This window comes from Fulvivirga sp. (genome assembly GCF_040220315.1).
In the GTDB taxonomy this organism is placed as follows: Bacteria; Bacteroidota; Bacteroidia; order Cytophagales; family Cyclobacteriaceae; genus Fulvivirga.
Window position 1 is genome coordinate 1 of sequence record NZ_JAVJUY010000002.1, and the last position, 22,774, is coordinate 22,774.

22 protein-coding genes are annotated in these 22,774 nt (G+C 37.2%); 5 read left to right on the forward strand and 17 right to left on the reverse strand.

What is annotated here, in order from left to right; translation table 11 throughout:
* The 6 genes from rplD to RLO81_RS00070 all read right to left on the reverse strand — a co-directional run.
* Positions 1 to 534, reverse strand: a 534-nt coding sequence (rplD, locus tag RLO81_RS00045; RefSeq protein ID WP_350105456.1) for a 50S ribosomal protein L4, incomplete at its 3' end; no start/stop codon positions are given.
* A complete protein-coding gene (gene rplC, locus RLO81_RS00050; protein ID WP_350105459.1) occupies positions 534 to 1,166 on the reverse strand; it encodes a 50S ribosomal protein L3 in 633 nt (210 codons plus the stop codon). The genes rplD and rplC, both read right to left, overlap by 1 nt.
* Before the next feature lie 189 nt (positions 1,167 to 1,355).
* On the reverse strand, positions 1,356 to 2,018 hold the full coding sequence (gene recO / locus RLO81_RS00055; RefSeq protein WP_350105462.1) for a DNA repair protein RecO: 663 nt from the start codon (positions 2,016 to 2,018) through the stop codon (positions 1,356 to 1,358).
* Positions 2,018 to 4,243 carry a type IX secretion system anionic LPS delivery protein PorZ gene (porZ, locus tag RLO81_RS00060; protein WP_350105465.1) on the reverse strand — a complete coding sequence of 742 codons (2,226 nt, stop codon included), beginning with the start codon at positions 4,241 to 4,243 and terminating at the stop codon, positions 2,018 to 2,020. The genes recO and porZ overlap by 1 nt, the downstream gene beginning before the upstream one ends.
* Positions 4,240 to 4,824 (reverse strand): thymidine kinase, encoded by a 585-nt coding sequence (locus RLO81_RS00065; protein ID WP_350105468.1) that lies wholly within the window; start codon positions 4,822 to 4,824, stop codon positions 4,240 to 4,242. Before RLO81_RS00065 ends, porZ begins: the two co-directional genes overlap by 4 nt.
* Positions 4,825 to 4,864: 40 nt before the next feature.
* Positions 4,865 to 5,194 (reverse strand): 2Fe-2S iron-sulfur cluster-binding protein, encoded by a 330-nt coding sequence (locus RLO81_RS00070; protein ID WP_350105469.1) that lies wholly within the window; start codon positions 5,192 to 5,194, stop codon positions 4,865 to 4,867.
* Between the two features lie 39 nt (positions 5,195 to 5,233).
* On the opposite strand from RLO81_RS00070, the gene RLO81_RS00075 reads away from it, so the two are divergent.
* A complete protein-coding gene (locus RLO81_RS00075) occupies positions 5,234 to 6,211 on the forward strand; it encodes a DUF8457 domain-containing protein (protein ID WP_350105472.1) in 978 nt (325 codons plus the stop codon).
* Here RLO81_RS00075 and rodA read toward each other — a convergent pair.
* The 9 genes from rodA to RLO81_RS00120 form a co-directional block, all read right to left on the reverse strand.
* A complete protein-coding gene (rodA, locus tag RLO81_RS00080) occupies positions 6,208 to 7,482 on the reverse strand; it encodes a rod shape-determining protein RodA (RefSeq protein WP_350105475.1) in 1,275 nt (424 codons plus the stop codon). The two genes, RLO81_RS00075 and rodA, sit on opposite strands and share 4 nt — an antisense overlap.
* Positions 7,479 to 9,284, reverse strand: a complete 1,806-nt coding sequence (locus RLO81_RS00085) for a peptidoglycan D,D-transpeptidase FtsI family protein (RefSeq protein ID WP_350105477.1) — start codon at positions 9,282 to 9,284, stop codon at positions 7,479 to 7,481. Before RLO81_RS00085 ends, rodA begins: the two co-directional genes overlap by 4 nt.
* The gene (locus RLO81_RS00090) at positions 9,284 to 9,799 is read right to left on the reverse strand and encodes a Rod shape-determining protein MreD (RefSeq protein ID WP_350105480.1); all 516 of its coding nucleotides are present in this window, start codon (positions 9,797 to 9,799) and stop codon (positions 9,284 to 9,286) included. Before RLO81_RS00090 ends, RLO81_RS00085 begins: the two co-directional genes overlap by 1 nt.
* Entirely contained in the window at positions 9,799 to 10,626 is an 828-nt protein-coding gene (mreC, locus tag RLO81_RS00095) for a rod shape-determining protein MreC (RefSeq protein ID WP_350105482.1), read from the reverse strand. Before mreC ends, RLO81_RS00090 begins: the two co-directional genes overlap by 1 nt.
* 19 nt (positions 10,627 to 10,645) lie before the next feature.
* Entirely contained in the window at positions 10,646 to 11,671 is a 1,026-nt protein-coding gene (locus tag RLO81_RS00100) for a rod shape-determining protein (protein WP_350105484.1), read from the reverse strand.
* A gap of 83 nt (positions 11,672 to 11,754) precedes the next feature.
* Positions 11,755 to 13,278, reverse strand: coding sequence for a bifunctional phosphoribosylaminoimidazolecarboxamide formyltransferase/IMP cyclohydrolase (purH, locus tag RLO81_RS00105; protein ID WP_350105487.1), 1,524 nt, complete (start codon positions 13,276 to 13,278; stop codon positions 11,755 to 11,757).
* A gap of 32 nt (positions 13,279 to 13,310) precedes the next feature.
* Complete coding sequence (purN, locus tag RLO81_RS00110) at positions 13,311 to 13,892, reverse strand: phosphoribosylglycinamide formyltransferase (protein WP_350105490.1); 582 nt, start codon at positions 13,890 to 13,892, stop codon at positions 13,311 to 13,313.
* 7 nt (positions 13,893 to 13,899) lie between these two features.
* Positions 13,900 to 14,766: a geranylgeranylglycerol-phosphate geranylgeranyltransferase gene (locus RLO81_RS00115; RefSeq protein WP_350105492.1), complete on the reverse strand. Its 867-nt coding sequence runs from the start codon at positions 14,764 to 14,766 to the stop codon at positions 13,900 to 13,902.
* Between the two features lie 48 nt (positions 14,767 to 14,814).
* Entirely contained in the window at positions 14,815 to 17,259 is a 2,445-nt protein-coding gene (locus RLO81_RS00120; RefSeq protein ID WP_350105495.1) for a TonB-dependent receptor, read from the reverse strand.
* Between the two features lie 269 nt (positions 17,260 to 17,528).
* Between RLO81_RS00120 and RLO81_RS00125 the strand changes: the two genes are divergently transcribed.
* From RLO81_RS00125 to RLO81_RS20650, 4 genes are read left to right on the forward strand one after another with little or no spacing between them, the layout of a single operon-like run.
* Positions 17,529 to 18,023: an acyl-CoA carboxylase biotin carboxyl carrier protein subunit gene (locus tag RLO81_RS00125; RefSeq protein ID WP_350105498.1), complete on the forward strand. Its 495-nt coding sequence runs from the start codon at positions 17,529 to 17,531 to the stop codon at positions 18,021 to 18,023.
* Positions 18,024 to 18,081: 58 nt separating this feature from the next.
* Entirely contained in the window at positions 18,082 to 18,786 is a 705-nt protein-coding gene (gene pyrH / locus RLO81_RS00130; protein WP_350105500.1) for a UMP kinase, read from the forward strand.
* A 23-nt stretch (positions 18,787 to 18,809) separates the two neighbouring features.
* Positions 18,810 to 19,370, forward strand: coding sequence for a ribosome recycling factor (gene frr, locus RLO81_RS00135; RefSeq protein ID WP_350105503.1), 561 nt, complete (start codon positions 18,810 to 18,812; stop codon positions 19,368 to 19,370).
* 2 nt (positions 19,371 to 19,372) lie between these two features.
* Positions 19,373 to 19,612: a CBU_0592 family membrane protein gene (locus RLO81_RS20650; RefSeq protein ID WP_502880406.1), complete on the forward strand. Its 240-nt coding sequence runs from the start codon at positions 19,373 to 19,375 to the stop codon at positions 19,610 to 19,612.
* On the opposite strand, the gene RLO81_RS00140 is transcribed toward RLO81_RS20650, so the two are convergent.
* Positions 19,590 to 22,202: a DUF5686 and carboxypeptidase regulatory-like domain-containing protein gene (locus RLO81_RS00140; RefSeq protein WP_350105505.1), complete on the reverse strand. Its 2,613-nt coding sequence runs from the start codon at positions 22,200 to 22,202 to the stop codon at positions 19,590 to 19,592. The two genes, RLO81_RS20650 and RLO81_RS00140, sit on opposite strands and share 23 nt — an antisense overlap.
* Entirely contained in the window at positions 22,199 to 22,771 is a 573-nt protein-coding gene (gene nadD / locus RLO81_RS00145; protein ID WP_350105508.1) for a nicotinate (nicotinamide) nucleotide adenylyltransferase, read from the reverse strand. Before nadD ends, RLO81_RS00140 begins: the two co-directional genes overlap by 4 nt.
* Between the last annotated feature and the right edge of the window lie 3 nt (positions 22,772 to 22,774).

Below are 22,774 nucleotides of genomic sequence, written 5' to 3' on the forward strand. Positions count from 1 at the left end.
CTTTACCACTTTTGTGTTTTGAACGTTTCTTCCTGATAAAGCAATGCTTTTATTATTTTCAGGAAGCACAAGTAATGTCTTCTTATTATCCAGGGACAGAGCAGAAAGCATTTTTACATACTCTTTCGTTTTTGGTGTATCAAAAGAGAAGTCTTCTACCACTGAAATGCTCTTGTCCTTAGCTTTGTAAGTAAGGGCAGACTTTCTGGCAAGCTCCTTCAATTTCTTATTCAGCTTAAAAGTATAATTTCTTGGCTGTGGACCAAAAACCCTACCTCCACCTCTGAATATTGGAGACTTTATACTACCAGCCCTGGCTGTACCAGTTCCCTTTTGTTTTTTTATCTTCTTTGTTGAACCTGCGATTTCCGCTCTCTCTTTAGATTTGTGCGTACCTTGTCTCTGATTGGCAAGGAATTGTTTTACATCTAAATAGATCGCATGATCATTAGGTTCGATACCAAACACTTCTTTAGAAAGTGTAACTTTTCTTCCGGTATCTTCTCCGCTATATTTTGTTACTGAGATATTCATTATTTCTCAAGAATTACAGTTGAATTTTTGGCTCCAGGAACGGATCCACTTACTAAAATCAGGTTTTTCTCAGGCATAATTTTCATTACCCTAAGATTTATAAGCTTGGTTCTGCTACCACCAGTTCTTCCTGCCATTCTCATTCCTTTGAATACTCTTGCAGGATAAGATGCACCACCAATAGAGCCAGGAGCTCTTAATCTATTGTGCTGACCGTGAGTTTGCTGACCAACACCACCGAAGTTGTGTCTTTTAACTACTCCTTGAAAACCTTTTCCCTTTGAAGTACCGATTGCATCTACGAAGTCTCCTTCAGCAAATACATCTTCTACTTTAATCTCTTGGCCTAACTGAATTTGACCTTCAAATTCTTCACGGAAATCTCTAAACTCAATAACTTCTCTTTTAGGAGTAGTTTGCGCTTTTGCGAAATGTCCTTTTAAAGCATTAGGAGTGTTTTTTTCTTTACGCTCTCCAAAGCCCAATTGAACGGCTTTGTAGCCATCCTTTTCCTCATTTTTTACTTGCGTTACCACGCAAGGACCAGCTTCTATTACTGTGCATGCGACATTTCGTCCATCGGCACCAAAAATGCTAGTCATTCCGATTTTCTTTCCTATAATACCAGACATTTTTTAATCTTTTATAAGCGTACTTATGCTCTTTCTCTCACGGTTTTTCCGCAAAAGGACTGCAAAGATAGCAACTCTTAAGAAGTTACCAAATACAATGTGTTAAATTTTTTCTTTAAGTCTGAGACGACTTCTGGAATGATTTGACGAAGTTAAACGCTTTATCTAAGTCAGCCAATATTTGTTCGTTTATTTCAAAACTGCCCGTAATATTTCTATTGATTTGAACTCTCCGGCTATATCTATATGCGTTTTATAAAATTGAAGAAGATCATTGAGAATAGCTCTTCTCAATGAATTAGTTATCGCATGCTTACTATTATAATCTGATTTGCTCAATTCTTTCAATTTCTCAAGTTTGTCTGAATTATTAATATGCATGAACTGATTTGTTGAAGTAATACCTATACCTAAATAATGTGAAAGTTGAATAAGAAAAATTAGATGGAAGTTGAGGTTTATCTCTTTCTGATGGTCTAAAGTCAAAATTGTGTTGTGAATAAAGTTGAACAGTGAGTTATCAGGCTCATCTTCTTTTATGCACTTGTAAAGTACTTCAGAGATAAATACACCTATAGAAGACTTAACGACATTATAAGGCATTGAATTTAATGGTGTACTACAATTCAATTCTGATATTCGCTGGATTCCGGAGCTTGCCTTTTTATAGACAACCATATTAAGTAAAGTAAGTGGCTGAAAAAGGGCAATCTTGCCTTTAGCCCTTGCACTACGCACGCCATTCACTATATAGGACTGAAGCCCAAATTCTTCTGTGTAAATTTTGGCAATGATAGAAGTATCTCTGTATTTAAAATATTTTAGAACTACTCCTCTGGTTTTGTGAAGCATTAGTTAACTATCGCAAATTTAGCCACATAGGTTTCTTCACCGTCATCGCTCGAGCTGAATACAAAATATACTCCTGTTGATGCGCGTCTTCCATTATAGTCCATCACATTCCATGAAGCAGTACCACCAGCAGATCGAGTATCCCAGATCAATCTACCGTTTGAATCCGTAATTTTTACTTTTACATTTTCTGCCAAACCACTGATTCCAACTAGCCCTTGAAACTCATCAGATACTGGGTTAGGAAATACCTTGACATTCTGGTGTGAGGGTGTAGCTTCAGTTGCATCTGATCGATAGGAAACAATACCATTCGGAGTTCCTATAAATACCTCACCAGTATTTGGTACAATATCTATGGCTAAAATAGAATTTGATGGTAAAGGGCTATTATCAATATTAAAATTAACCAATAGTTCATTTGCTTCAGGATTAAATAGCCACAAGCCATTATTAGTTCCTACCCATTTTCGATTTCCACCATCGATTTTAATAGACGATATTTCTTCATCCCTTAATAAAAACCGATTCTCAAATATCGGCTTGAAAACATCTACAGTTGTGCCAATTATATTTGTAAAAGATGAGATTGTTGCAATTCCAGAGCTTGTGCCTATCCAAACCTCTCCGTTTTTGTCAATCTCAATTGCATTTACCGTTCTTGATGGTAACCCACCATTGCCGGGCTGATCTGTTAATAATCTTGATTCTTCTGTATTCTTATCAAAAACCAGTATGCCACCGCCTGCAGAAGGATCGATAGCCATCCAAATATATGAGGTAGAATTAATGATCTGGGTTAATCTATTCTCTGGTAAGTCATAGGATTGCCAGGTTGAACCATCGAACAAATGTAATGGCCGTATTGCATTATAATTAATAGCCCACAGCCCTTCATTTGAATCCGTCATATCTGTGATATAAACAGAGTTCTCATTTATATTGACTTGCTCAAGACTTGAGTTTGATGGATCATAAAAAATTATTGGATTGTCACCAGATTGGCGCATAATGCCATATCCGAATGAAGAGAAGTAATAGGAGTCGGTATTAGCGAAGTAAACACATTCTGTAATATCGAGAAACTCACTACCAAATTGTGTAAATGACTGCCAATTACCTTGCGAAAAGGTATTATATCCTGAAGTATTGTTTTTTGTTTGAAATGAATTATCCCACCCACCAGGAAGGCTAATAATGGAACTGCCCAAAGCAAAAAAATCGGCTACTTGATTTGTATTCGGACCAGATGGATTAAATCTTTCAAACGCGCCATTTACGTTTGTTACCAGTCCATTGTTGAGGGTTCCTACCCATAATCCGTCTGTGTCTATATCAGCATCCAAGGGTGAATTTATGGTGGCATCTGCAAATTCAGTAATTGTGAGATCAGGATTTATTAGCTGGACAATGCCTTCATTAATAGCAATTAACTTATTTTCATTAGACTTTAGTGTTGACAGCGAAGCACCTTCAAGTGCCAGGGATTTATTCCAGCTGCCATTATTATAAGTGTAAATACCATTATCATTAATTATAGCAATAGGTTTGCTATTTAACTCTGTGACAAAATCAATTTCGACTAGCGGTATTCCATTAGGAATAGAGTCCCTTTTCCAATTAATAGGATTCAATAAATTGGTGCCATTAGAATAATTTGATGAAATAACACCGTTTTTAGTTGCCAGAATTATTGAATCCCCGAATATATGGGCTTGATTAACACCAATTTGATTTGCTTTCTCACCCAACTGTCTGTAGGTTTCTGATATTTCAATCGTCTCAAGATTAAGTCTTAATAATCCATAATCTGTTGAAATAAATGCCTGATTTCCACTTGTAACAATATGGTTTATTTTCTTAGAGCCTAGTACCTGAGAATTACTCACCAAATCAAGATTAATTATCGTATTACCATCTAATACATCTATATTGCCTGATTGGTAGCCAATCAGTAGTTTATCTGAAGTCTCATCATAACCGATGGCTGAGATGCCATCTTCCTGCAGCCCATTGATTTTTGAAATAGTTGTTAAAGAGCCATCCTCCTTATCATATACAAAAAGGCCATTATCGCTTACTGCAAAGACACGATTTACTTCTACCAGTACCTGATTAACCCGATTGTAAGAAAAATGAGTTCGCCATGTGCCTAATGGAATATTGTACTGAGCATTTATTAAAAATGGCTGGAAAAAGAATACTATTAAAATAACGTGTTTCATTTCCTTTTTTTCATGCCTTCGAAAAAACTCCTTCTACTTCGTGCTTCATATTCCTGTTTCTCACCTAATAAAACCTGTTTTTCATCTGCTGCTAATCTGAAGCTGAATGACGCCAACTCTCCCGAATCTGCACAAATAGCATGAACCTTCGTCACAAACTCAGCAACGGCTAACAAGTTAGGCATTGGGCCAAATGGTTTACCTTCATAATCCATATCCAACCCTGCCACAATTACTCGCTTTCCACTATTCGCCAATTTATTACATACATCAACGAGTTGATCATCGAAGAATTGTGCTTCATCAATACCAACTACATCACAGTTACCTGCTAGTAATAAAATGTCATTGGCAAAATTAACAGGAGTTGAGCGGATTGACGTTTCATTATGAGAAACAACATGCTCTTTATCATATCGCGTATCAACCTTTGGTTTGAAAATTTCGACTTTCTGTTTTGCTATGATTGCCCTATTTAACCTGCGTATAAGCTCTTCTGTTTTACCTGAAAACATGCAGCCACACACTACCTCAATCCACCCGGATTTATTGCTCTTCCCTAAATGTGGCTCAATAAACATCCTGCAAAAATATATTTTTTTAAATAGTAGGTGAGTTCATTCAATAAGTATAATCCAAGTGTGGTAACTTTGATTCTTCCGGCACTTCAATTTTCACTTCATTTTTTTCCAGCTTCACCTGACAACATAGTCGTTCTGATTGAAGATTAAGTCTGTTCATATCCGCAAATTTCTGCTCAGAATCGGTAATTGGTGAAAGATTTTCTCCGCCACTAAGTACTTTAAATTTGCAGGTGGTGCATCTTCCCTTTCCCCCACAAGCATACATCCAATCGATAAAATTATCCTGAAGGATAGATAACACAGGTTTCGTGTTATCGTTACTCTGAATTGTAAGGTTATTGAGGTTAGAAATCGTAATTTTCACCATAATTGCAAATAAACAGTTTTCTTAAAGGGCATACTAAATATGGATAACATTCTTAATAGAAAGGGAATTAAGAGCTACAGTAAGAGGTTTTCATCTACCATTATAAATGATCTATTTTCCAATAGCGATTCGATTAATGGTGAACAAATAAAAAAGGTTACTGGCATTAATCAAGTTAACTCCTTTGTTGTCAAAGGATTGTTTGAAGCCTGGCAAAAAGAAATAGATAATCTGAAAAGCCCCTATTTTGATTACCGATCGCCAAAGGTGCAAGAGGCTTTAAAGTCATTTATGAATGTACTTTCAAGACATATTTCTGTTAAAAAGGAAGCTTTTGCCCCTCTTTTAGAAAAGGCTGTTGAGGAAAGCATTTTACTCATCTTTTCACCTTTCGACTACTACGAACATCTTTCCTACCATTATAGCGGTGATATTACAGTGGATAATTTAAAGTCGACACAAAAATATGTGAAGGTGAATGGCAATATTCTGGAGATGATTATCAAAAAAATGGAATCCCAAAAAGCTGGTGAAAGCAGCTACCCTTCTATGCTGGCAGAAGTTCTCCATGAAATTGAATCCGGTCCTGAAGAAATAGATGCTTTCTACGATTTATTTAACGATGTTGAGCCTCTTACTGAATCGGATATTTACGGTGGCTCCTCTAAGCCAGTTTCAGCAACGTCTGCAGAACAAGAAATGAAGCCAGAAGTTAGTGAGCCTAAGGACACATTAAATGACACTCTAGCTAGTAATGAACCTACTATTGCTGAGGTTCATGAGCAATCATCTTTAGAAAGTATGGCGTCTGGCCTGACCATCAACCAGCGCTTTATGTTTCAGAATTCCTTATTTAATGGAGATGAGGAATTAATGAAAAAGACATTAACTTTTATTGATGAATGTAATGATAGAAAACAGGCGTTAGATCACATCTATCAGGAATTTCCTCATTGGAATATAGAAGGTGAAGAGTTTGAAGAATTTGTGGAGCTGATAAATAAAAGGTTGGGCTAATGTATTAACACCTGGCTCCTATGCGCATCCAACTTTACAAGCACGAATATTAATATTGTAAATCCCCAAAGTGACGAGCCACCGTATGAAAATAAAGGCAAAGGTATACCAATAACAGGAAAAAGACCGATCGTCATTCCAATATTCACTGCAAAGTGAAAGAACAATATACAGGCTACACTATATCCATATACTCGAGCGAAACGCCATTTTTGCCGTTCAGCTATGTGTATAATTCTCAGCAGCAGTACGACAAAAAGCCCGATCGTAATTAGGCTTCCAATCCAGCCATGCTCCTCGCCAATGGTGCAGAATATGAAGTCAGTACTTTGTGCTGGCACAAAATCGAACTTAGTTTGAGTTCCATTTAAAAATCCTTTTCCTGCAAACCCCCCCGACCCAATAGCAATTTTTGATTGAGTAACATTCCAACCATACCCCAGTGGATCAGCATCTGGGTTGATCAATGCTTTAATTCGGTTTTGTTGGTGTGGTTTCAATACTTCTGTGATGATGTAATCCACACTTCGGATAACACCTGAGACGATAAGCACTCCGGCTACTACCAATACAATCATCTTTATCGTTTTCTTACGAATAAAGATTAAAACAACCGCACCTATTGCCACTATTCCTATGTATAAATACAAATGATTAGGTACGAGTAATGTTAAAATAAAAATGATTGCACTAGCTACACCTAATATTAATAGTGTTGGAGACATGCCCTCTCTAAAGAAGACGAAAACAAAAATACTATATACAAGTGCCGTGCCAGTATCACCTTGAAGTATAATGAGCACTGCCGGCAGGCCAATAATGATAAATAAGATGATTTGATTTGTTAATCTATCGATTTTAAATCCTGTAGAACTCATAAATTTCGCTACAGCAATTGCGGTAGCAAATTTGGCAAATTCAGATGGCTGGAGCCTGATTGGTCCCAGTTCGAACCAAGATTGAGAACCCGCAACTTCTCGCCCAAATAACAATACGAAAACTAACAGCAAGATGATGCCGCCATAGATAAAATAGCCAAAGGTGTCGTAGAATTTAAAGTCTACCACCATAATGGCAATAATTAGAATAATGGAAGAACCAAGAAAAACTAACTGGCGCCCACTATTTAGAGACATGTCAAAAATGCTTTGATTGGCAGACTCATCATAAACAGCAGCGAAAATATTCATCCAGCCCAAAATGGCTATCAAGAAGAACAGCAACACTGTTAACCAATCAATGTTGTTCGATATATCGTCCCTAGTACTCAATACAAAAATTCCCCTTTCTTTACGTATTCTTCTATGTAAGGTCGTTGTGTTTGGCCAATTAGGTATTTCTCAATCATTAAACTAGCGATGGAAGCGGCTGCCCTTGCGCCCTGACCAGCATCTTCTACGTAGACAGAAACAGCAATTTTTGGATTATCTTTCGGGGCAAATGCTATGAAAACAGAATGATCAGGCATTGGGTCATTTTGTACCGTTCCTGTTTTACCACACACTTCAATATCCTTTAATTTGGCTCGGTACTGACCGGTGCCTGAATTCACCACTTCAGCCATAGCTTCCACAGCTATATCAAAATACTCTGGACTTACTGATGTGTAATGCTTTTCTTGATATTTAGGTAAAGGTTCACCAGAATCACCAATTGACTTAACCAGATGTGGTATGTAGTAATAGCCTCTATTAGCTACAATGGCAGCAAAATTTGCCATCTGTATAGGCACCACTAAGTTTTCTCCCTCACCGATGGCTATTGAATATATGTTGGAATACTTCCATGGCCTATTGTCATAGGCACGATCGTAGTAAGAAACATTAGGCACCAGTCCATTTTTTTCGTTTGGCAAATCAATTCCTAAGGGTTCGCCCAGGCCGAACGTTTTTACATGCTCATTCCAAACCTTTAATCCTATACGTGTATCTTCATATGAATCACCAGAAACTCCACGATTCACCACGCGCTTCATTACATTATAAAAATAAGGGTTACAAGAATTGGTAATGGCACCAATTAAGGTTTCACCCGGGCCGTGATAATGGCACTTCATTGGAAACATTATGCATGGGATGTACGTGTTTTTTGAAATCACCCCTTCTTCCAAGCCTATCATTGCCTGAATGATTTTAAAAATTGATCCGGGCCGATATTGTGCCATGAGTGGTCGGTTAAATAATGGCTTTGCTGTATCTGCACTTATTAGCGCAAAGTTCTCACTGTAGTTTTTACCCGTTAGCAAGCTCGGATCGTAGGAGGGCCCTGAAACCAATGATAAAATTTCTCCTGTAGTAGGTTCCAATGCCACAATACTTCCTGATTTCCCTTCCATCAGCATTTCACCATAGGATTGTAGATCCAAATCAATTGTTGAGGTCAGGTTTTGGCCTGGTATTGACAAGGTATCGTACTTGCCATCTTCAAAATCCCCTTTTTCTACACCTTTTACATTTTTGATTTTATACTTAACGCCCCTTTTTCCTCTAAGGTATTTTTCGTAATAGGCCTCTATTCCACTTTGTCCAATATAGTCTCCTTGTTGATAATAATCGAGTGTATCTTGCTCCAGTTGTCTTTTAGAAATTTCGCTGACATAGCCCAAAGCATTAGAAAGGATGGGCCTTGTATATGCCCGGGTAGTTCTTGCTTGAATATCAAACCCCGAAAAATTTACCAAATAATCCTGCACTCTTGCCAGGTCAGTATTGCTTAATTGTTTGATGAATATCGATGGCTGAACATAAGAAAATCGTTTCGCCACTTTCAGCTTCTCTTCAAACTCTTGCTTAGTAATGTTGAATAATTCACAGAAATGAGTGGTATCCATGGCTTTAACTTCGCTAGGTATTACTGTGAGATTGTATTGAGGCGTGTTATACACGATAAGTTCTCCATTACGGTCATAAATTATACCTCTGTATGGATAATCAATTACCTTATGAATAATATTACTATTAGCTGCCTGTGCATATTTTGAGTCTAATACCTGAATGGCAAAAAGTTTAATAAGGAATGTAGCAGCAACTACAATTATGAGTAACTGGATGATATGTTTTCGAGTATTATCCATTATGATCTTCTACTTCTGTAGAACAGATATTGGCCAATAAAAATTACTCCAGTTGTAAAAAATGTACTCAATATCACTTTAGACAAAGTGAACCAGAATAGACCAAAGCTTGATGCTTCAATGTAAAACAGCACTAAGTGATGCACAAACACAATAGGGAAAATATACCCAAGCATCCATTGCCAGCCATTCAAATTAATGGTGGGTAATGACCCTACGTCATAACCACCCTGAGGTGTAATCATATTGAGCCAGTAACTTCTTATGAACATGATAAAAACGCAGGCAAAGGCGTGCATCCCTAGTGTATCATAAAATATATCGACCGAAAGACCTGTAATAAATCCTAATAACAAGCCCATAAGTATGCCGATATCTACAGGAAGACAAAGTAAAAAAGCAACATAAGCAAGACAAAAAGCCTTATCAAACAACACTACATTTTGTAGTATTAATGCCTGTACCAGAACATAACTGAAAAATGAAACGATATGTAAGGTAAATTTTGATCCCATTAATTTACAAGTGACTCAATTGAGTCTTGCTCTACTTTCAAATTATTTTTAATCAGATAGACATAAGAAAGCTTATTCAAATCGGTTGATAGTTTAATATAAGCATCATAAAACAGTGCATCTTCACTTATTTCAAAAGACTCTACTGTACCCACTGGTATTCCTTCCGGAAATATGGCATTGTACCCAGAAGTGATAATAGTATCGCCAGCCGATAACTGCACATGCCTTGGCAAATAAAGTACATTGGCTGTTAAGTAATCTTCACCACCCCACTTAACGGTACAAAGATCTCCTGTACGTTTAATCTTAGATGATACCATCGAGTTACCATGTAGTATAGAAATAATCACACTAAAATTTCTTGAAACTTCTTTTACCTTACCCACCACTCCGTTGTTATTTATAACAGCCATGCCTGGTTCTATACCATGTTTGGTGCCTTTGTTAATGGTGATATAGTTCTCAAATTTTCGAGTAGAGTTTTTTATGACCTTTGCCGGTATAAATTCGTACTGGCTGAGCAACTCATCATCCTGACGCTGACGGACATTCAGATTGTACAAACTCTGCTCTAACTGCTCTAACTGCCTTCTGAGTATAGCATTTTCCTGGGCTAAGTCGGTATTTACTTCTTTCAGATTAAAATAATCAGACACCCCTCTTGAAGTGGCTAATAAGTTAGCACTAATTCGATTTGATGAATTAAAATATTTAGCAGATTGATAATTATTATTCTGAACTATGAACCATATACACAAAGCCTCTAAAAACAGAAATGTCAGAAAGGCTCTATACTTATATAGAAACAGAAATAATCGTTGCATTCACGCGCTTAATTGAAAATTAAACCATCAATACCGCTTTGTAGGCATTGAGGTTTTTAAGTGCAAAACCTGTACCTCTCACTACTGCTCTTAATGGATCTTCTGCAATATGAATCGGTAATTTTGTTTTTAGAGCCAACCGTTTATCCAGGCCTCTGAGTAATGCACCACCACCAGTGAGATGAATACCATTATCATATATATCTGCCGAAAGCTCGGGTGGAGAAATTTCTAATGCCTTTAAAACAGCTTCTTCAATTTTAGATACTGATTTATCGAGAGCAAAAGCGATTTCAGAATACGAAATCTTAATCACTTTAGGGATACCAGTCATTAAATCCCTACCTCTGATTTCGTAATCTTCTGGCCCATCATCCAGTTCGGTAAGAGCAGAACCTACTTCAATTTTTACTTTTTCAGCAGAACGTTCACCGATTAGTAAGTTGTGCTGCCTTCTCATGTAGTCTAGAATATCTCTATTGAAAGTATCCCCGGCTACTCTTATGGACTGATCGCACACGATACCAGATAAAGCAATTACGGCAATTTCCGTTGTTCCTCCACCAATATCAACAATCATGGAGCCCACAGGCTGCTCAATGTCTATTCCTATACCAATAGCCGCAGCAATTGGTTCGTGAATCATATACACTTCTTTAGCCCCGGCATGCTCGGCAGAGTCACGCACGGCTCTTTTTTCTACTTCTGTAATGCCAGATGGAATGCAAATAACCATTCTATGAGAAGATGGAAAGAACTTTTTGCCCTGGTCAATCATTTTGATCATACCACGGATCATGTGTTCGGCAGCATGGAAATCGGCAATTACACCATCTTTTAAAGGGCGTATGGTTTTAATGTTATCGTGCGTTTTTTCGTGCATCTGCATGGCTTCACGGCCAATAGCTAACACCTTATTGGTGTTTTTATCGATGGCAATGATCGATGGCTCATCTACAACTATTTTATCTTTATTGATAATCAGCGTATTGGCAGTACCTAAGTCTATCGCAATGTCGCTGGAAAAAAAATCAAACAATCCCATGTTATCCCTTACTAAATTTAGCTTTATCTAAGTGTGGAAAATTACAAATTACTTTCCTTAAACGATTAAATATAAAAACATTTTTAGTGTTTAAAATGACGCACCCCTGTAAATACCATAGCCATGTCATTTTTATCACAAAAATCAATTGAATCCTGATCCTTAATGGAACCCCCCGGCTGAATCACTGATTTTATTCCAGCCTCATTAGCTATTTCTACACAATCAGGAAATGGAAAGAACGCATCTGAGGCCATCACCGACCCTTTTAAATCAAAACCAAAAACTTTGGCCTTTTGAATTGCCTGCTTCAAAGCATCAACCCTTGATGTTTGGCCAACCCCACTAGAAAATAGCTGACCATTGTTGGCCAACACAATAGTATTAGACTTGGTATGTTTAGCAATTTTACTGGCAAAGATCAATGCATTTTTCTCCGTGTCTGTGGGTTGTCTTCTAGTAACCGTTTTCAAGTCTGAAAGGCTGTCAGTCTTTAAATCCCTATCTTGCTCAATTACTCCGTTTAACAAACTTTTATACTGCTTCTTTGCTGTTAATTGAATTTTTTGTTTGAGTAAGATTCGATTCTTTTTGCCTTTCAAAAGCTCTAAAGCATCTGCATCGAAATCCGGAGCAATTAATACTTCAAAAAATAAATCATGCATAGTTTCGGCTGCAGCTAAGTCAACCTTTTTGTTGGTAATAAGTACACCACCAAAAGCTGAAAGTGTATCAGCTGCAAAGGCTTTTTCATACGCCTCTTTTACTGTAGATGCGGTGGCTACACCACATGCATTAGTATGTTTTAAAATAGCAAAAGCAGTTTCGTCAAACTCTTCTATTAAATTAACCGCTGCATCGATATCCACCAGATTATTGTATGAAAGCTCTTTGCCATTTAATTGCTCAAGCATTTCATCCAGCTTGCCATAGAAAGTTCCTTCCTGATGCGGATTTTCCCCGTATCTCAACACGCTGCCCTCGCGAACACTTTGTTTAAATACTTTTTGGTTCTGACTTTCATTAAAGTAGTTGAAAATGGCAGAATCGTAATGCGAACTTATGTCAAATGCCTTGGCAGCAAATAGCTTTCTATCTTCGATATCAGTGCTACAATTTTTACTAGCTAATATCTCCTCTACCTGACCATATTGTTCTCTGGAAGATACTATAAGCACATCTTTATAATTTTTGGCTGCTGCTCTTATCAGGGAAATGCCGCCAATATCAATTTTCTCGATTATGTCTGATTCACTAGCACCAGATGCTACTGTTTCTTCAAAAGGATAAAGATCAACAATTACTAAATCAATGCTTGGGATGTTATATTCGGATGCTGTTTTTACATCGTCTTCTAATTCTCTTCTATATAAAATACCCCCGAATATGGCCGGGTGTAATGTTTTAACCCTTCCTCCAAAAATCGATGGATAAGTAGTCATTTCTTCCACGGGAGTTACACTCACACCTAAATCTTCAATAAATTTCTGAGTACCTCCAGTAGAAAAAATCTGCACGCCATTAGCAGCTAATAGCTTTACAATTGGCTCTAAATTATCCTTGTAGTAAACTGATATTAATGCAGATTTAATTTTTACTGATGACATTCTGTAGTGGCTTTAAATTTAAAGCCGCAAAGCTAGTAATTTTTGAAAGACTTTTGAATTACCGATTCAATAACCTCGGGGTAATGTTTGTATTCCAGGGCGTGTACTTTTTCTGCAATCGTTTCGGGAGTATCAGAAGTGGTTAATTCACAGGTAGCCTGAAATACGATATTACCCTCATCGTATTTCTCATTTACATAATGGATGGTGATACCGGATTCTACTTCACCTGCTTCTTTCACGGCCTTATGAACATGATCGCCATACATACCTTTACCTCCAAATTTTGGGAGTAATGCAGGGTGAATATTTAATATTCTGTTCGGATAGGCTTCTACCAGATACTTGGGAACCAACCACATAAAACCAGCCAGAATGATAAAGTCAATCTTATCATTCGCCAAAACTTTTAGTATCTCTTCTGATTTGTAAAATGAATCTCTGGAAAAAATGGCTGTTGGAATATCTAATTTCTGGGCTCTTTCCAGCACATAGGCTTTGGAATTATTTGATAGAATGAGACTTACCTCTATATCATTTGATTCGCTAAAATATTCTACAATGTTCTGTGCATTAGAACCGCTTCCTGAGGCAAAAATTGCTAGTTTAATCATTGACATACTAGTAAAAAAAGGCCATTGACGTTATACCTGCCAGCATAACCCATTTACAATAATTGCTAAGGTAGTTGAATTCTTTAACGGTATCTGCCTTGTGCAATCTTAAAAACAAGTAGGCTAGTGGCCCAATTAATAATAATGCAATAATTAACATAGAAACACCAATTCGGAGGTAGAACAGCGAGCACAAACAAATTAGAAATGTAATGGCTAAAACATAAATAATCACCTTGGTCTTTCTTGGGCCGTGTACTACTGGCAAGGTTCTGCAATCAAAGGTTGAGTCACCTTTTAAATCTTCCAAATCTTTAATGATCTCTCTTATTAAAGTCATGAAGAAAGCAAAAAGAGCGTAAGCAAGTATGTAATTATTATCCGGTTCGAAATAAATGGCAATAATATAAATAGACAAACCTGTTAATATTGCAACAACGAGATTTCCTATCAAAACTGTTCTTTTTAATTGATTTGAATAGCTCCACAGAAGTACGGCTGAAACAAAATTTATCAGGCCAATTTTGTAACCAAGAAGAAACCCTAGGGTTATGCCTATAAAATTGAGAATAGTATGAAGAATCATTGCTACTCTTCTCTTCAGTACCTTACCCACCACAACTCGTTGTGGCTTGTTAATCAAATCTATTTTTATATCATAATAGTCGTTAATGATATAACCTGCCGCAGCTATGACTATGGTGGAAGACACTAAAATTGCAAGGTTCAGGCTTGTGATAACAGATGTATCTTCCAATAAAAAAAATGCTGTGAAATACTGCGCTAGTGCCAAAATAACCAGATTGGCAAACCGTATAAGCTTCAATAAACCTGAAAAAGAAAAATTGGCAGGTTTGTGTATTTGAGTTACCATCAGGAGTTATTTTTTATCAAAAGTAACTCCTGATGATATGTAATACAACTAAAGCCTTAAAGCAACTGTGGCCATAAAATTTCTAGTGGCTTGAGGGTATAGGTAATTTTCTCTTATCTCTGAGTTTGCACCAGCGAAATAACCGAACGTATAACCATTGGAAGCATACAATTCATCAAAGAGGTTATTAATCATAAACGTGAAGGTCAACTCCCTAAACTGTCTGGATAGTACTGTATAACTTAACCGAAGATCATTCACAAGATATGAGTCCAGCATACGATTACTATTGCTTGTATTATCCAAAAACTGCTCTCCAACATACTTGGTTAAAAGTGTTATTTGCCCATTATTGACAGGACTGTAAGATAATTGGGAGCCTGCTATTACGTTTGGTGAAAAGGCAATATCTGTATCTGAATAGGAATTAGTAATAATATTAAATTCATCAAAGTTTGGCCCGTAATCGTACAGAATTTCATTGAACTCTTCGATTCTATTACGGCTTAGTGTTAAGTTCGCTTGCCAATTGAGCCGTTTTGTGAGTTGTGCACCCCCAACAAATTCTAACCCCGCCCGATAACTGTTATCCACGTTGGTTCGCACTGAAGCACCAACATCATTTAACTCCCCTGTTAAAATTAATTGATCTTTATAGCCCATATAGTAGCCGTTAATTCCTAGTTGCATTTTATTATTGACGAACTTATAGCCTATTTCAAGATTATTTAGTCGTTCACTTTTGGGCTTAGTCGGTGAGTCAATAAAGTCGCTTCTTACAGGCTCGCGGTTTGCTACTGCAAATGATGCATATACTGAATTTTGTGCATTCAGCTGATAGAATGCACCAAACTTAGGGTTGAAAAAATTAAATTCTTCATCAACATCGATCGGTACTAAATCATTATCTATACCATTCGTTTTATAGCCAATATAGCGGTATTGCAAGTCCAAATAGCCAGAAAGCCTATCTGAAAAACTGTAATTGGCTTTAATGAAACTGTTAAAATCATCTTTAATGCCCACATTAAAATAATACTGGTCTTCAGGCTGAAAGTTGTTGGCAAATTGAGCCCAAATGAGCTCACCAAAATGATCTCCGTCATATCTGTTAATTGCTCCTCCAAAAGTTAAATCCAACGCATCATTTGTATAGTTCAAGGAATAAGTAATGCCATAAAAATCGTTATCTAACCATCTTCTTCTCACGATATCTGAAGAAGTGATGGTGTCATTCCCGATGATCGTATTATCTAAGTTATAGTCTTCAAAATCATCATCGTATCTATATTGCTCAAAAAACCCTCTGCCATAGGTATAATGCCCGGAAATATTTGCCAGCAGGTTTGGGGATAATTCTTGTGAGATGTGTAATTGGTAATGATCTTGTTTGTAGTCATCTACCTGGTTATCATATAAATACCAATTAAATGTTCGCCCTGAGGTTCGGATATTCTCTGCTTGTAAAGCATTTAAACCGTTGTTTGAAATAACGGCTTCTATTCCTTCTATATCATTCTCTAAAACCGCCTCAGGTGTACCATACCATGATTGATAGGTTCGTTCCGCCCCACCAAATAAAATCGCTTTAATCATGGTTTTGCCTTTATAAAAGCCACCGGCAAAGTAATACGAATGCAAATCCGAAGTAGCCCTGTCAATATATCCATCAGATTCTATTTTTGACAGTCGCCCGTCTATGGTCCAGTGATCATTAAATAATCCCGTTCCAAAGCCTAGTGTATGTCTTCTTGAATTAAATGAACCAAAAGAATTAATTATGTCAGCATAAGCTTCAGACCTTCTAGTGTTAGTCTGAAGGTTTACGGTTCCTCCGAAAGCTCCTGCACCATTGGTGGAAGTGCCCACCCCACGTTGAATCTGAATATTATCTGTTGATGAGGCTAAATCAGGTGTATTCACCCAAAATACTCCTTGCGATTCACTGTCATTCAACGGAATTCCATTAATGGTTACATTAATTCTGGTGGCATCAGTACCTCTGATTCTCAAGCCAGTGTAGCCAATACCGGCCCCGGCATCGGAAGTGGTAACTAAAGAAGGTGTAAAATTGAGAATGAAAGGTAAATCCTGACCGAAATTGAGACTCTCAATGTCTTGCTTATCAACGGCAGTGTACGTCATGGGTGTATCTTCTGAAGCCCTGGTAGATGACACCACTACTTCATCTGTGAGAAAGGCCTCTGGTTTAAGTTTAACCTCCAACCTACGTTGTTCTGACAGATCTACCACACGTTTGTAAGTCTCATATCCAACAAATGAAACTTTCAATGATTGAAGGCCTTTCGATTTGGTAGTAAACGTATATAGACCTTCTGAATTTGTAACACCAATAAGCTCATTAAGCTGCAATGTGGCATTTGGCAAAGCATCATTGCTTTCAGCATCTAGCACTTTAACCGTAATTTGATTTTGGGAGATGGCAATAAAAGAACAGCACATCAACCATGAAATTGTGAGAAGTATTCTCATGAAATAAAATTTAAAAAGTTAAACAACTAAGGGAGAGGGGATTCCCTTAAACAATTTAACATACCTCCCTACGCCAGCATTACCTGGATCAGGTTCAGTTCCGCTGTTTTCTTGGAACTATGGGTATAATCTCAGCCTTTACAGGCACCCCTTGATGGCGCAAATGTAAACGATATTTGATAGATACCTCGCTTAACATCGATAATTTCTAATGATGCCGCCAGTAGGTTAGCTTAAAATTTTATATTTGAAGATATTAATAATAGACTATGTACAAAGCAAGCATTTCTGACAAGAATTACCAGGTAAATATCTCTAAAGATAAAATTACCGTAGATGACAAATCATTTGAATGGGATATTGCAAAAATCGATGACCGATTGTTTCATATCATCAAAGATGATACTGCATACAGGGCAGAAATTCTGTCCGTTGATAAAAAAGAAAAGGTTGTTTTAATTAAGTTGAACGGTAAAAAAATTGAAGTATCGTTACAAGATAAGTTAGACCTTCTTCTTGAAAAACTTGGTTTGGACAATTTGGCTGATGCACAGGTTAATGATATTAAAGCTCCTATGCCAGGTTTAATTCTTGAAATAAATGTGAAAGAAGGTGATGAGGTGAATAAGGGCGATACTATTATGATATTAGAAGCCATGAAAATGGAAAATGTGCTTAAATCACCAGGGGATGGTGTTATTAAGGCAATTAAAGTTAGCAAAGGAGATAGTGTGGAAAAAAATCAAGTACTTGTTCAGTTTTGATCATTAAGTTTAAATGAAGCATACTATATTTGCTAAATTTTAATACATCATTCAATCAATGAAATATAAAAGAATATTACTCAAACTTAGTGGCGAATCTTTAATGGGTGAGAGCCAATACGGGATAGACCCAAAAAGGCTCAACCAATATGCGGAGGAAATAAAGGCGGTTAAAGACAAGGGTGTTGAGGTTGCTATAGTAATAGGTGGTGGTAATATTTACAGAGGCGTTCAAGCAGAGGCATCCGGCATAGAACGTGTTCAGGGAGATTACATGGGCATGTTAGCTACAGTTATAAACGGTATGGCCTTACAAAGTGCCCTTGAGTCTGTTGGGCTATATACCAGACTGATGTCTGGAATTAAAATGGAGCAGGTTTGTGAACCATTTATTCGAAGAAGGGCCATCCGCCATTTAGAAAAAGGACGAATAGTAATTTTTGGTGCAGGAATAGGAAACCCATATTTTACTACTGATTCTACAGCTAGTTTAAGGGCTATTGAAATACAGGCAGACGTTGTTTTAAAAGGAACCCGTGTTGATGGTGTTTATACAGCAGACCCGGAAAAAGACCCTTCTGCAACAAGATATTCAGAGTTATCTTTCCAGGAAGCTTACGAGAAAAATCTGAATATTATGGACATGACCGCTTTTACGTTATGTCAGGAAAATAATTTACCAATCATTGTTTTTGATATGAACAAGCCGGGCAATCTCATGCAGATATTAGAAGGTGAGAGTGCAGGCACATTAATTAATTAACCTAACAAATCAGCTTATAAACCATGGAAGAAATTCAAATGTACCTTGACGAGTGTAAGGAAATGATGAGTAAGGCTATTAAACACCTTACAAACGAATTAGGTAAAATTAGAGCAGGAAAAGCAAGTCCTGCAATGATAGATAGTGTGATGGTAGAATATTATGGCACACCAACCCCTATCAACCAGGTGGCTTCGGTTACTGCACCAGATGCGAGAACATTATTTATAAAGCCTTGGGAGAAAAGTGTAATTCCAGAAATTGAAAAAGGAATTATTAACAGCAACCTAGGACTAAACCCACAAAATGATGGTGAGCAAATAATCATCAACATCCCTCAATTAACCGAAGAAAGAAGAACTGGATTGGTTAAACAAGCAAAAGCAGAAGGCGAGCAAGCTAAAGTGAGTATCAGAAACTCACGAAAAGAAATTAATGATGAACTTAAAAAGCTTCAGAAAGAAGGTGCTTCTGAAGATGAAATTAAACGTGCGGAAGATAATGTGCAGTCGTTAACCGATGAATTTACTAAAAAGGTAGACGACATTCTTGACAAAAAAGAAGCAGAAATTATGCACGTATAAGCATGACGTTTATAGACTGGGTAGGCGCATTTGGAGTATTTTTGATTTTATTGGCCTACTTATTACATTCTTTAAACCGAATCCATTCAGAGGGTTCGGTTTATTTATTTTTAAACCTTTTTGGGGCAGGACTGGCATGCGTAGCGTCAATCATGCTAAACTACTGGCCTTTTATTATTCTAGAGTCTGCTTGGGTACTTGTGTCTATTTATAATTTAGTTAAAACATTTCGTCAAGGTTAGCGGCAATTCCTATACGTACCTCAAAGTTTTGATACTCTCCATCAATCCAATTTGTAACGGCCTCAACTCGTAAAAATCTTAGAATATAATTAATGCCATAGCCCAACTCCGTGTAATTCATGGAGTTATCAGTAGCTAAATGGTTTACAAAGAAACTTTCACGAATACCCATAATTCTGGTAATAGGAATTCTGGTGACTAAAAATTTGCGCATTTGGTAATGAAAGCTACCGGTTAAGTATTCCTGATTGGTACTGAATGTATAATAGGGCAGCATTCTGAATGTGCCTACAGGATCAGCTGTAGTAATTGGCGTTCTATTACCCATAAAATGCTTGTAGTCCATGAAGAACATTTTATCATCATTTAAGAAGGTACCTGCTTTTATTGCTACATCGCCCAAAGCCCTTACACCTATTTTGAAAGTTTGGCGGTAGCCTAGCTCCAATTGATCAAAGTCAACATCACTATCTAAAATATCATCTAAACCTTTGCGATAGAGTAATGAAAATTTAGGGTTATTATTACCTGACCTGTATCTCTTACCATTATAAAGGCGGTACTTTATCCATGGTTCATATTCAATCTTTGTTTCGCTAATCACAGCCTGATGGTCAGGAAAAGATGTATCTAATAATTCAATAGCTACGGGTACATTTGACGTATACTCACGGTGAGTACGATCTATCCATGTCATTGTGCTTGTATTAAAAAGCTGTCTTCTTTCATTATACGTTGCACTGATGGAAACTTTCAGGTTATCATTCAATTGCTTGCCAATGAGAAATCCTGCATAATCTCTTTCATACAACTTCATATAATTATGCTCCATAAACAAGGTGGTAATGGAATTTATAAAAGGACTAATCGGTTCATCAGAATTAAATTGGCGAATGTATCGACCTCCAAAACCCACCAATGAAGTTCTTCTGTATTTCTCTCCGAAATCGTAGCGAGCCTCCAGGTTACCATTGTAAGCGGTTCGCTCGAATGTATATCTGCTTTCATGAGATAAACGCAACCATCCTTCATTCTCAAAAGTTTTTCTGAAGCCCACACCTGTAACAATATCATAACCATCCACTGTGTTGAAATTGCTATTCATACTATTAATAGAGAAATGGGCTTTTTCTCCCACTTTGTAAGAAGCTCCGGTTAGCGCATGGTACAACTTAAAACTCTCTTTATTTTTAGTTGATAATGTGTCTCCAGCTTTTTTATTGCTTTCAATTTCCGCTAAACTGTCCATATTGGCATAGCCTTCTAATTCTTTGGTGGACAACGGAACAGGCCTTATCTGAGACCAATAAATAGAATCATTGGTATAAGCTGCAGAATCATAATCAAATGTTCTTATCGATTCAATATTCTCCTGATCGGCCTCCTCTAATTCATTTTTCTCATACTCACGCATTAGTTTTCTTAATTGCTTTCTGGTCACCTCTTTTCCGGAAACTAATGCTTCCTCGATTTCCTTATTTTTCAGACCTTCAGATTCCTTCTCAATTTCTTTCGCCTCTTCTTTGTAGATTGTTTCATCTATCACCTCAAACTCTGTGACTAGTTCCGGATTTACGGTAACATCATAATCGCTCACGGTTGCCAGGTATTTGCCTTCAAATCCAAAACCAAAAACTTTACCATCCACTGAAAAATCATGCGTGACAGGCAGCCAAACCCCTTCTTCGATAGGCTCATAAAATTGTTTAATATGAAAGTTGATGCCCATTTTAGAGGTTTTTAAATCGGTGCTGTATATGCTCCAGTACTCTTCAACAATTTCAATCTCTCCTTGAAAAACATTATCGCCAAATGAACGGGGCGTAACTTTAATCTTACTCACCTCATAGCCCCTGTCCCTGTAAGTACCCAAATACTCAAACTTATAATAAGAGAAGGCTCGTGGACTTAATGGCGATACTCCCCCACCAACCTCTGGCTCGTAAAAAGAGCCATTTACGTAGGCATTCGGGTTTGCATTTTGATCATCTCCGCTGCTTCTGATAGATATCACATTTTCATTATAGGTGTTTGGCCTGATATATTCCACCTCACTTACTGATTCAGAAATGAATAGCTTGCCTTCTTCAACCCCTTCTTTTTCTAACGTTTTCCTAAATAAAAATGGAGTATCCGTTAACTCGCCAGTACCTTTCATATACACTTTGCATGTGTAGCTATCTATCTGCTGTAAGTGATATTTGCTTTTAGAAATGGCTTTGCGCATGATGGTATAAGCAGGATCTTCTTTACCTGCTCTAACAACAACATCTCTTAACACGACCACCTGTGTTTTAAGGATAGGATTTACTGTTACAAAATTTTGATTGACAGTTACGTTTTTAGCCAACGATTCATAGCCTATGTATTGGAATAATAATGAATACTCGCCAGCAGGTGTTCTTATTTCAAAATACCCATCGGCATTGGTGGTTGTTCCTGTGCCAAGTTCCTTTATATAGATGGTTGCAAATGCAAGTAATTCTCCTTTGTCGTCTTTAATAGTTCCCTTAATACCTTGTGCTGAGGTGTTTGCTGAAATACTAAAAACTATTGCCAGAATAAGGCAGGCAGCTCGATTCAAAATCATAAATACAATTTCTTCCCTCTAATTAAATCTTCAACTGACTCAGGCACTAAGTACTTAATTGACTTTCCATTTTTAATGCTTTTTCTGATAAACGTGGCTGAAATGTCGATCATCGGTGCCTTAATCATCTGAACTTTAGGATGCTTAATCAAATCAGATGGTTGCGCGTTGGGCCTTGGATAAACTAACAAACTGTAATACTCTAATATTTGGTCGGCATTTTTCCACTTTGGGAAGCTTTTAAGATTATCCTCACCTATAATCAATTTAAACTTTTTATCAGGATGAGCTTCGGATAAGTAAGCAAGGGTATCTATAGTATAGCTCGGTTTGGGCATGTTAAACTCAACATCGCTTGCTTTAAGATTGTAATTGTCATGAATGGCCGCATTTACAAGGTCAAACCGGTCAAACTCATGAAGCAACGAGGATCTCTTTTTAAAAGGATTTTGAGGCGAAATAATAAACCAAACCTGTGAAACAGAGGTATTCTCTACCATTACATTCGCCACAATTAAATGGCCTATGTGTATGGGGTTGAAACTACCAAAGAACAATCCTACTTCCATGCC

What these genes read in the sequence shown, in the direction of transcription:
- rplC (WP_350105459.1), bottom strand. Translation starts at nt 1,166, where the DNA reads ATGTCTGGTATTATAGGAAAGAAAATCGGAATGACTAGCATTTTTGGT.
- recO (WP_350105462.1), bottom strand. Translation starts at nt 2,018, where the DNA reads ATGCTTCACAAAACCAGAGGAGTAGTTCTAAAATATTTTAAATACAGA.
- porZ (WP_350105465.1), bottom strand. Translation starts at nt 4,243, where the DNA reads ATGAAACACGTTATTTTAATAGTATTCTTTTTCCAGCCATTTTTAATA.
- RLO81_RS00065 (WP_350105468.1), bottom strand. Translation starts at nt 4,824, where the DNA reads ATGTTTATTGAGCCACATTTAGGGAAGAGCAATAAATCCGGGTGGATT.
- RLO81_RS00070 (WP_350105469.1), bottom strand. Translation starts at nt 5,194, where the DNA reads ATGGTGAAAATTACGATTTCTAACCTCAATAACCTTACAATTCAGAGT.
- RLO81_RS00075 (WP_350105472.1), top strand. Translation starts at nt 5,234, where the DNA reads ATGGATAACATTCTTAATAGAAAGGGAATTAAGAGCTACAGTAAGAGG.
- RLO81_RS00085 (WP_350105477.1), bottom strand. Translation starts at nt 9,284, where the DNA reads ATGGATAATACTCGAAAACATATCATCCAGTTACTCATAATTGTAGTT.
- RLO81_RS00090 (WP_350105480.1), bottom strand. Translation starts at nt 9,799, where the DNA reads ATGGGATCAAAATTTACCTTACATATCGTTTCATTTTTCAGTTATGTT.
- mreC (WP_350105482.1), bottom strand. Translation starts at nt 10,626, where the DNA reads ATGCAACGATTATTTCTGTTTCTATATAAGTATAGAGCCTTTCTGACA.
- RLO81_RS00100 (WP_350105484.1), bottom strand. Translation starts at nt 11,671, where the DNA reads ATGGGATTGTTTGATTTTTTTTCCAGCGACATTGCGATAGACTTAGGT.
- purH (WP_350105487.1), bottom strand. Translation starts at nt 13,278, where the DNA reads ATGTCATCAGTAAAAATTAAATCTGCATTAATATCAGTTTACTACAAG.
- purN (WP_350105490.1), bottom strand. Translation starts at nt 13,892, where the DNA reads ATGATTAAACTAGCAATTTTTGCCTCAGGAAGCGGTTCTAATGCACAG.
- RLO81_RS00115 (WP_350105492.1), bottom strand. Translation starts at nt 14,766, where the DNA reads ATGGTAACTCAAATACACAAACCTGCCAATTTTTCTTTTTCAGGTTTA.
- RLO81_RS00120 (WP_350105495.1), bottom strand. Translation starts at nt 17,259, where the DNA reads ATGAGAATACTTCTCACAATTTCATGGTTGATGTGCTGTTCTTTTATT.
- RLO81_RS00125 (WP_350105498.1), top strand. Translation starts at nt 17,529, where the DNA reads ATGTACAAAGCAAGCATTTCTGACAAGAATTACCAGGTAAATATCTCT.
- pyrH (WP_350105500.1), top strand. Translation starts at nt 18,082, where the DNA reads ATGAAATATAAAAGAATATTACTCAAACTTAGTGGCGAATCTTTAATG.
- frr (WP_350105503.1), top strand. Translation starts at nt 18,810, where the DNA reads ATGGAAGAAATTCAAATGTACCTTGACGAGTGTAAGGAAATGATGAGT.
- RLO81_RS20650 (WP_502880406.1), top strand. Translation starts at nt 19,373, where the DNA reads ATGACGTTTATAGACTGGGTAGGCGCATTTGGAGTATTTTTGATTTTA.
- RLO81_RS00140 (WP_350105505.1), bottom strand. Translation starts at nt 22,202, where the DNA reads ATGATTTTGAATCGAGCTGCCTGCCTTATTCTGGCAATAGTTTTTAGT.
- nadD (WP_350105508.1), bottom strand. Translation starts at nt 22,771, where the DNA reads ATGGAAGTAGGATTGTTCTTTGGTAGTTTCAACCCCATACACATAGGC.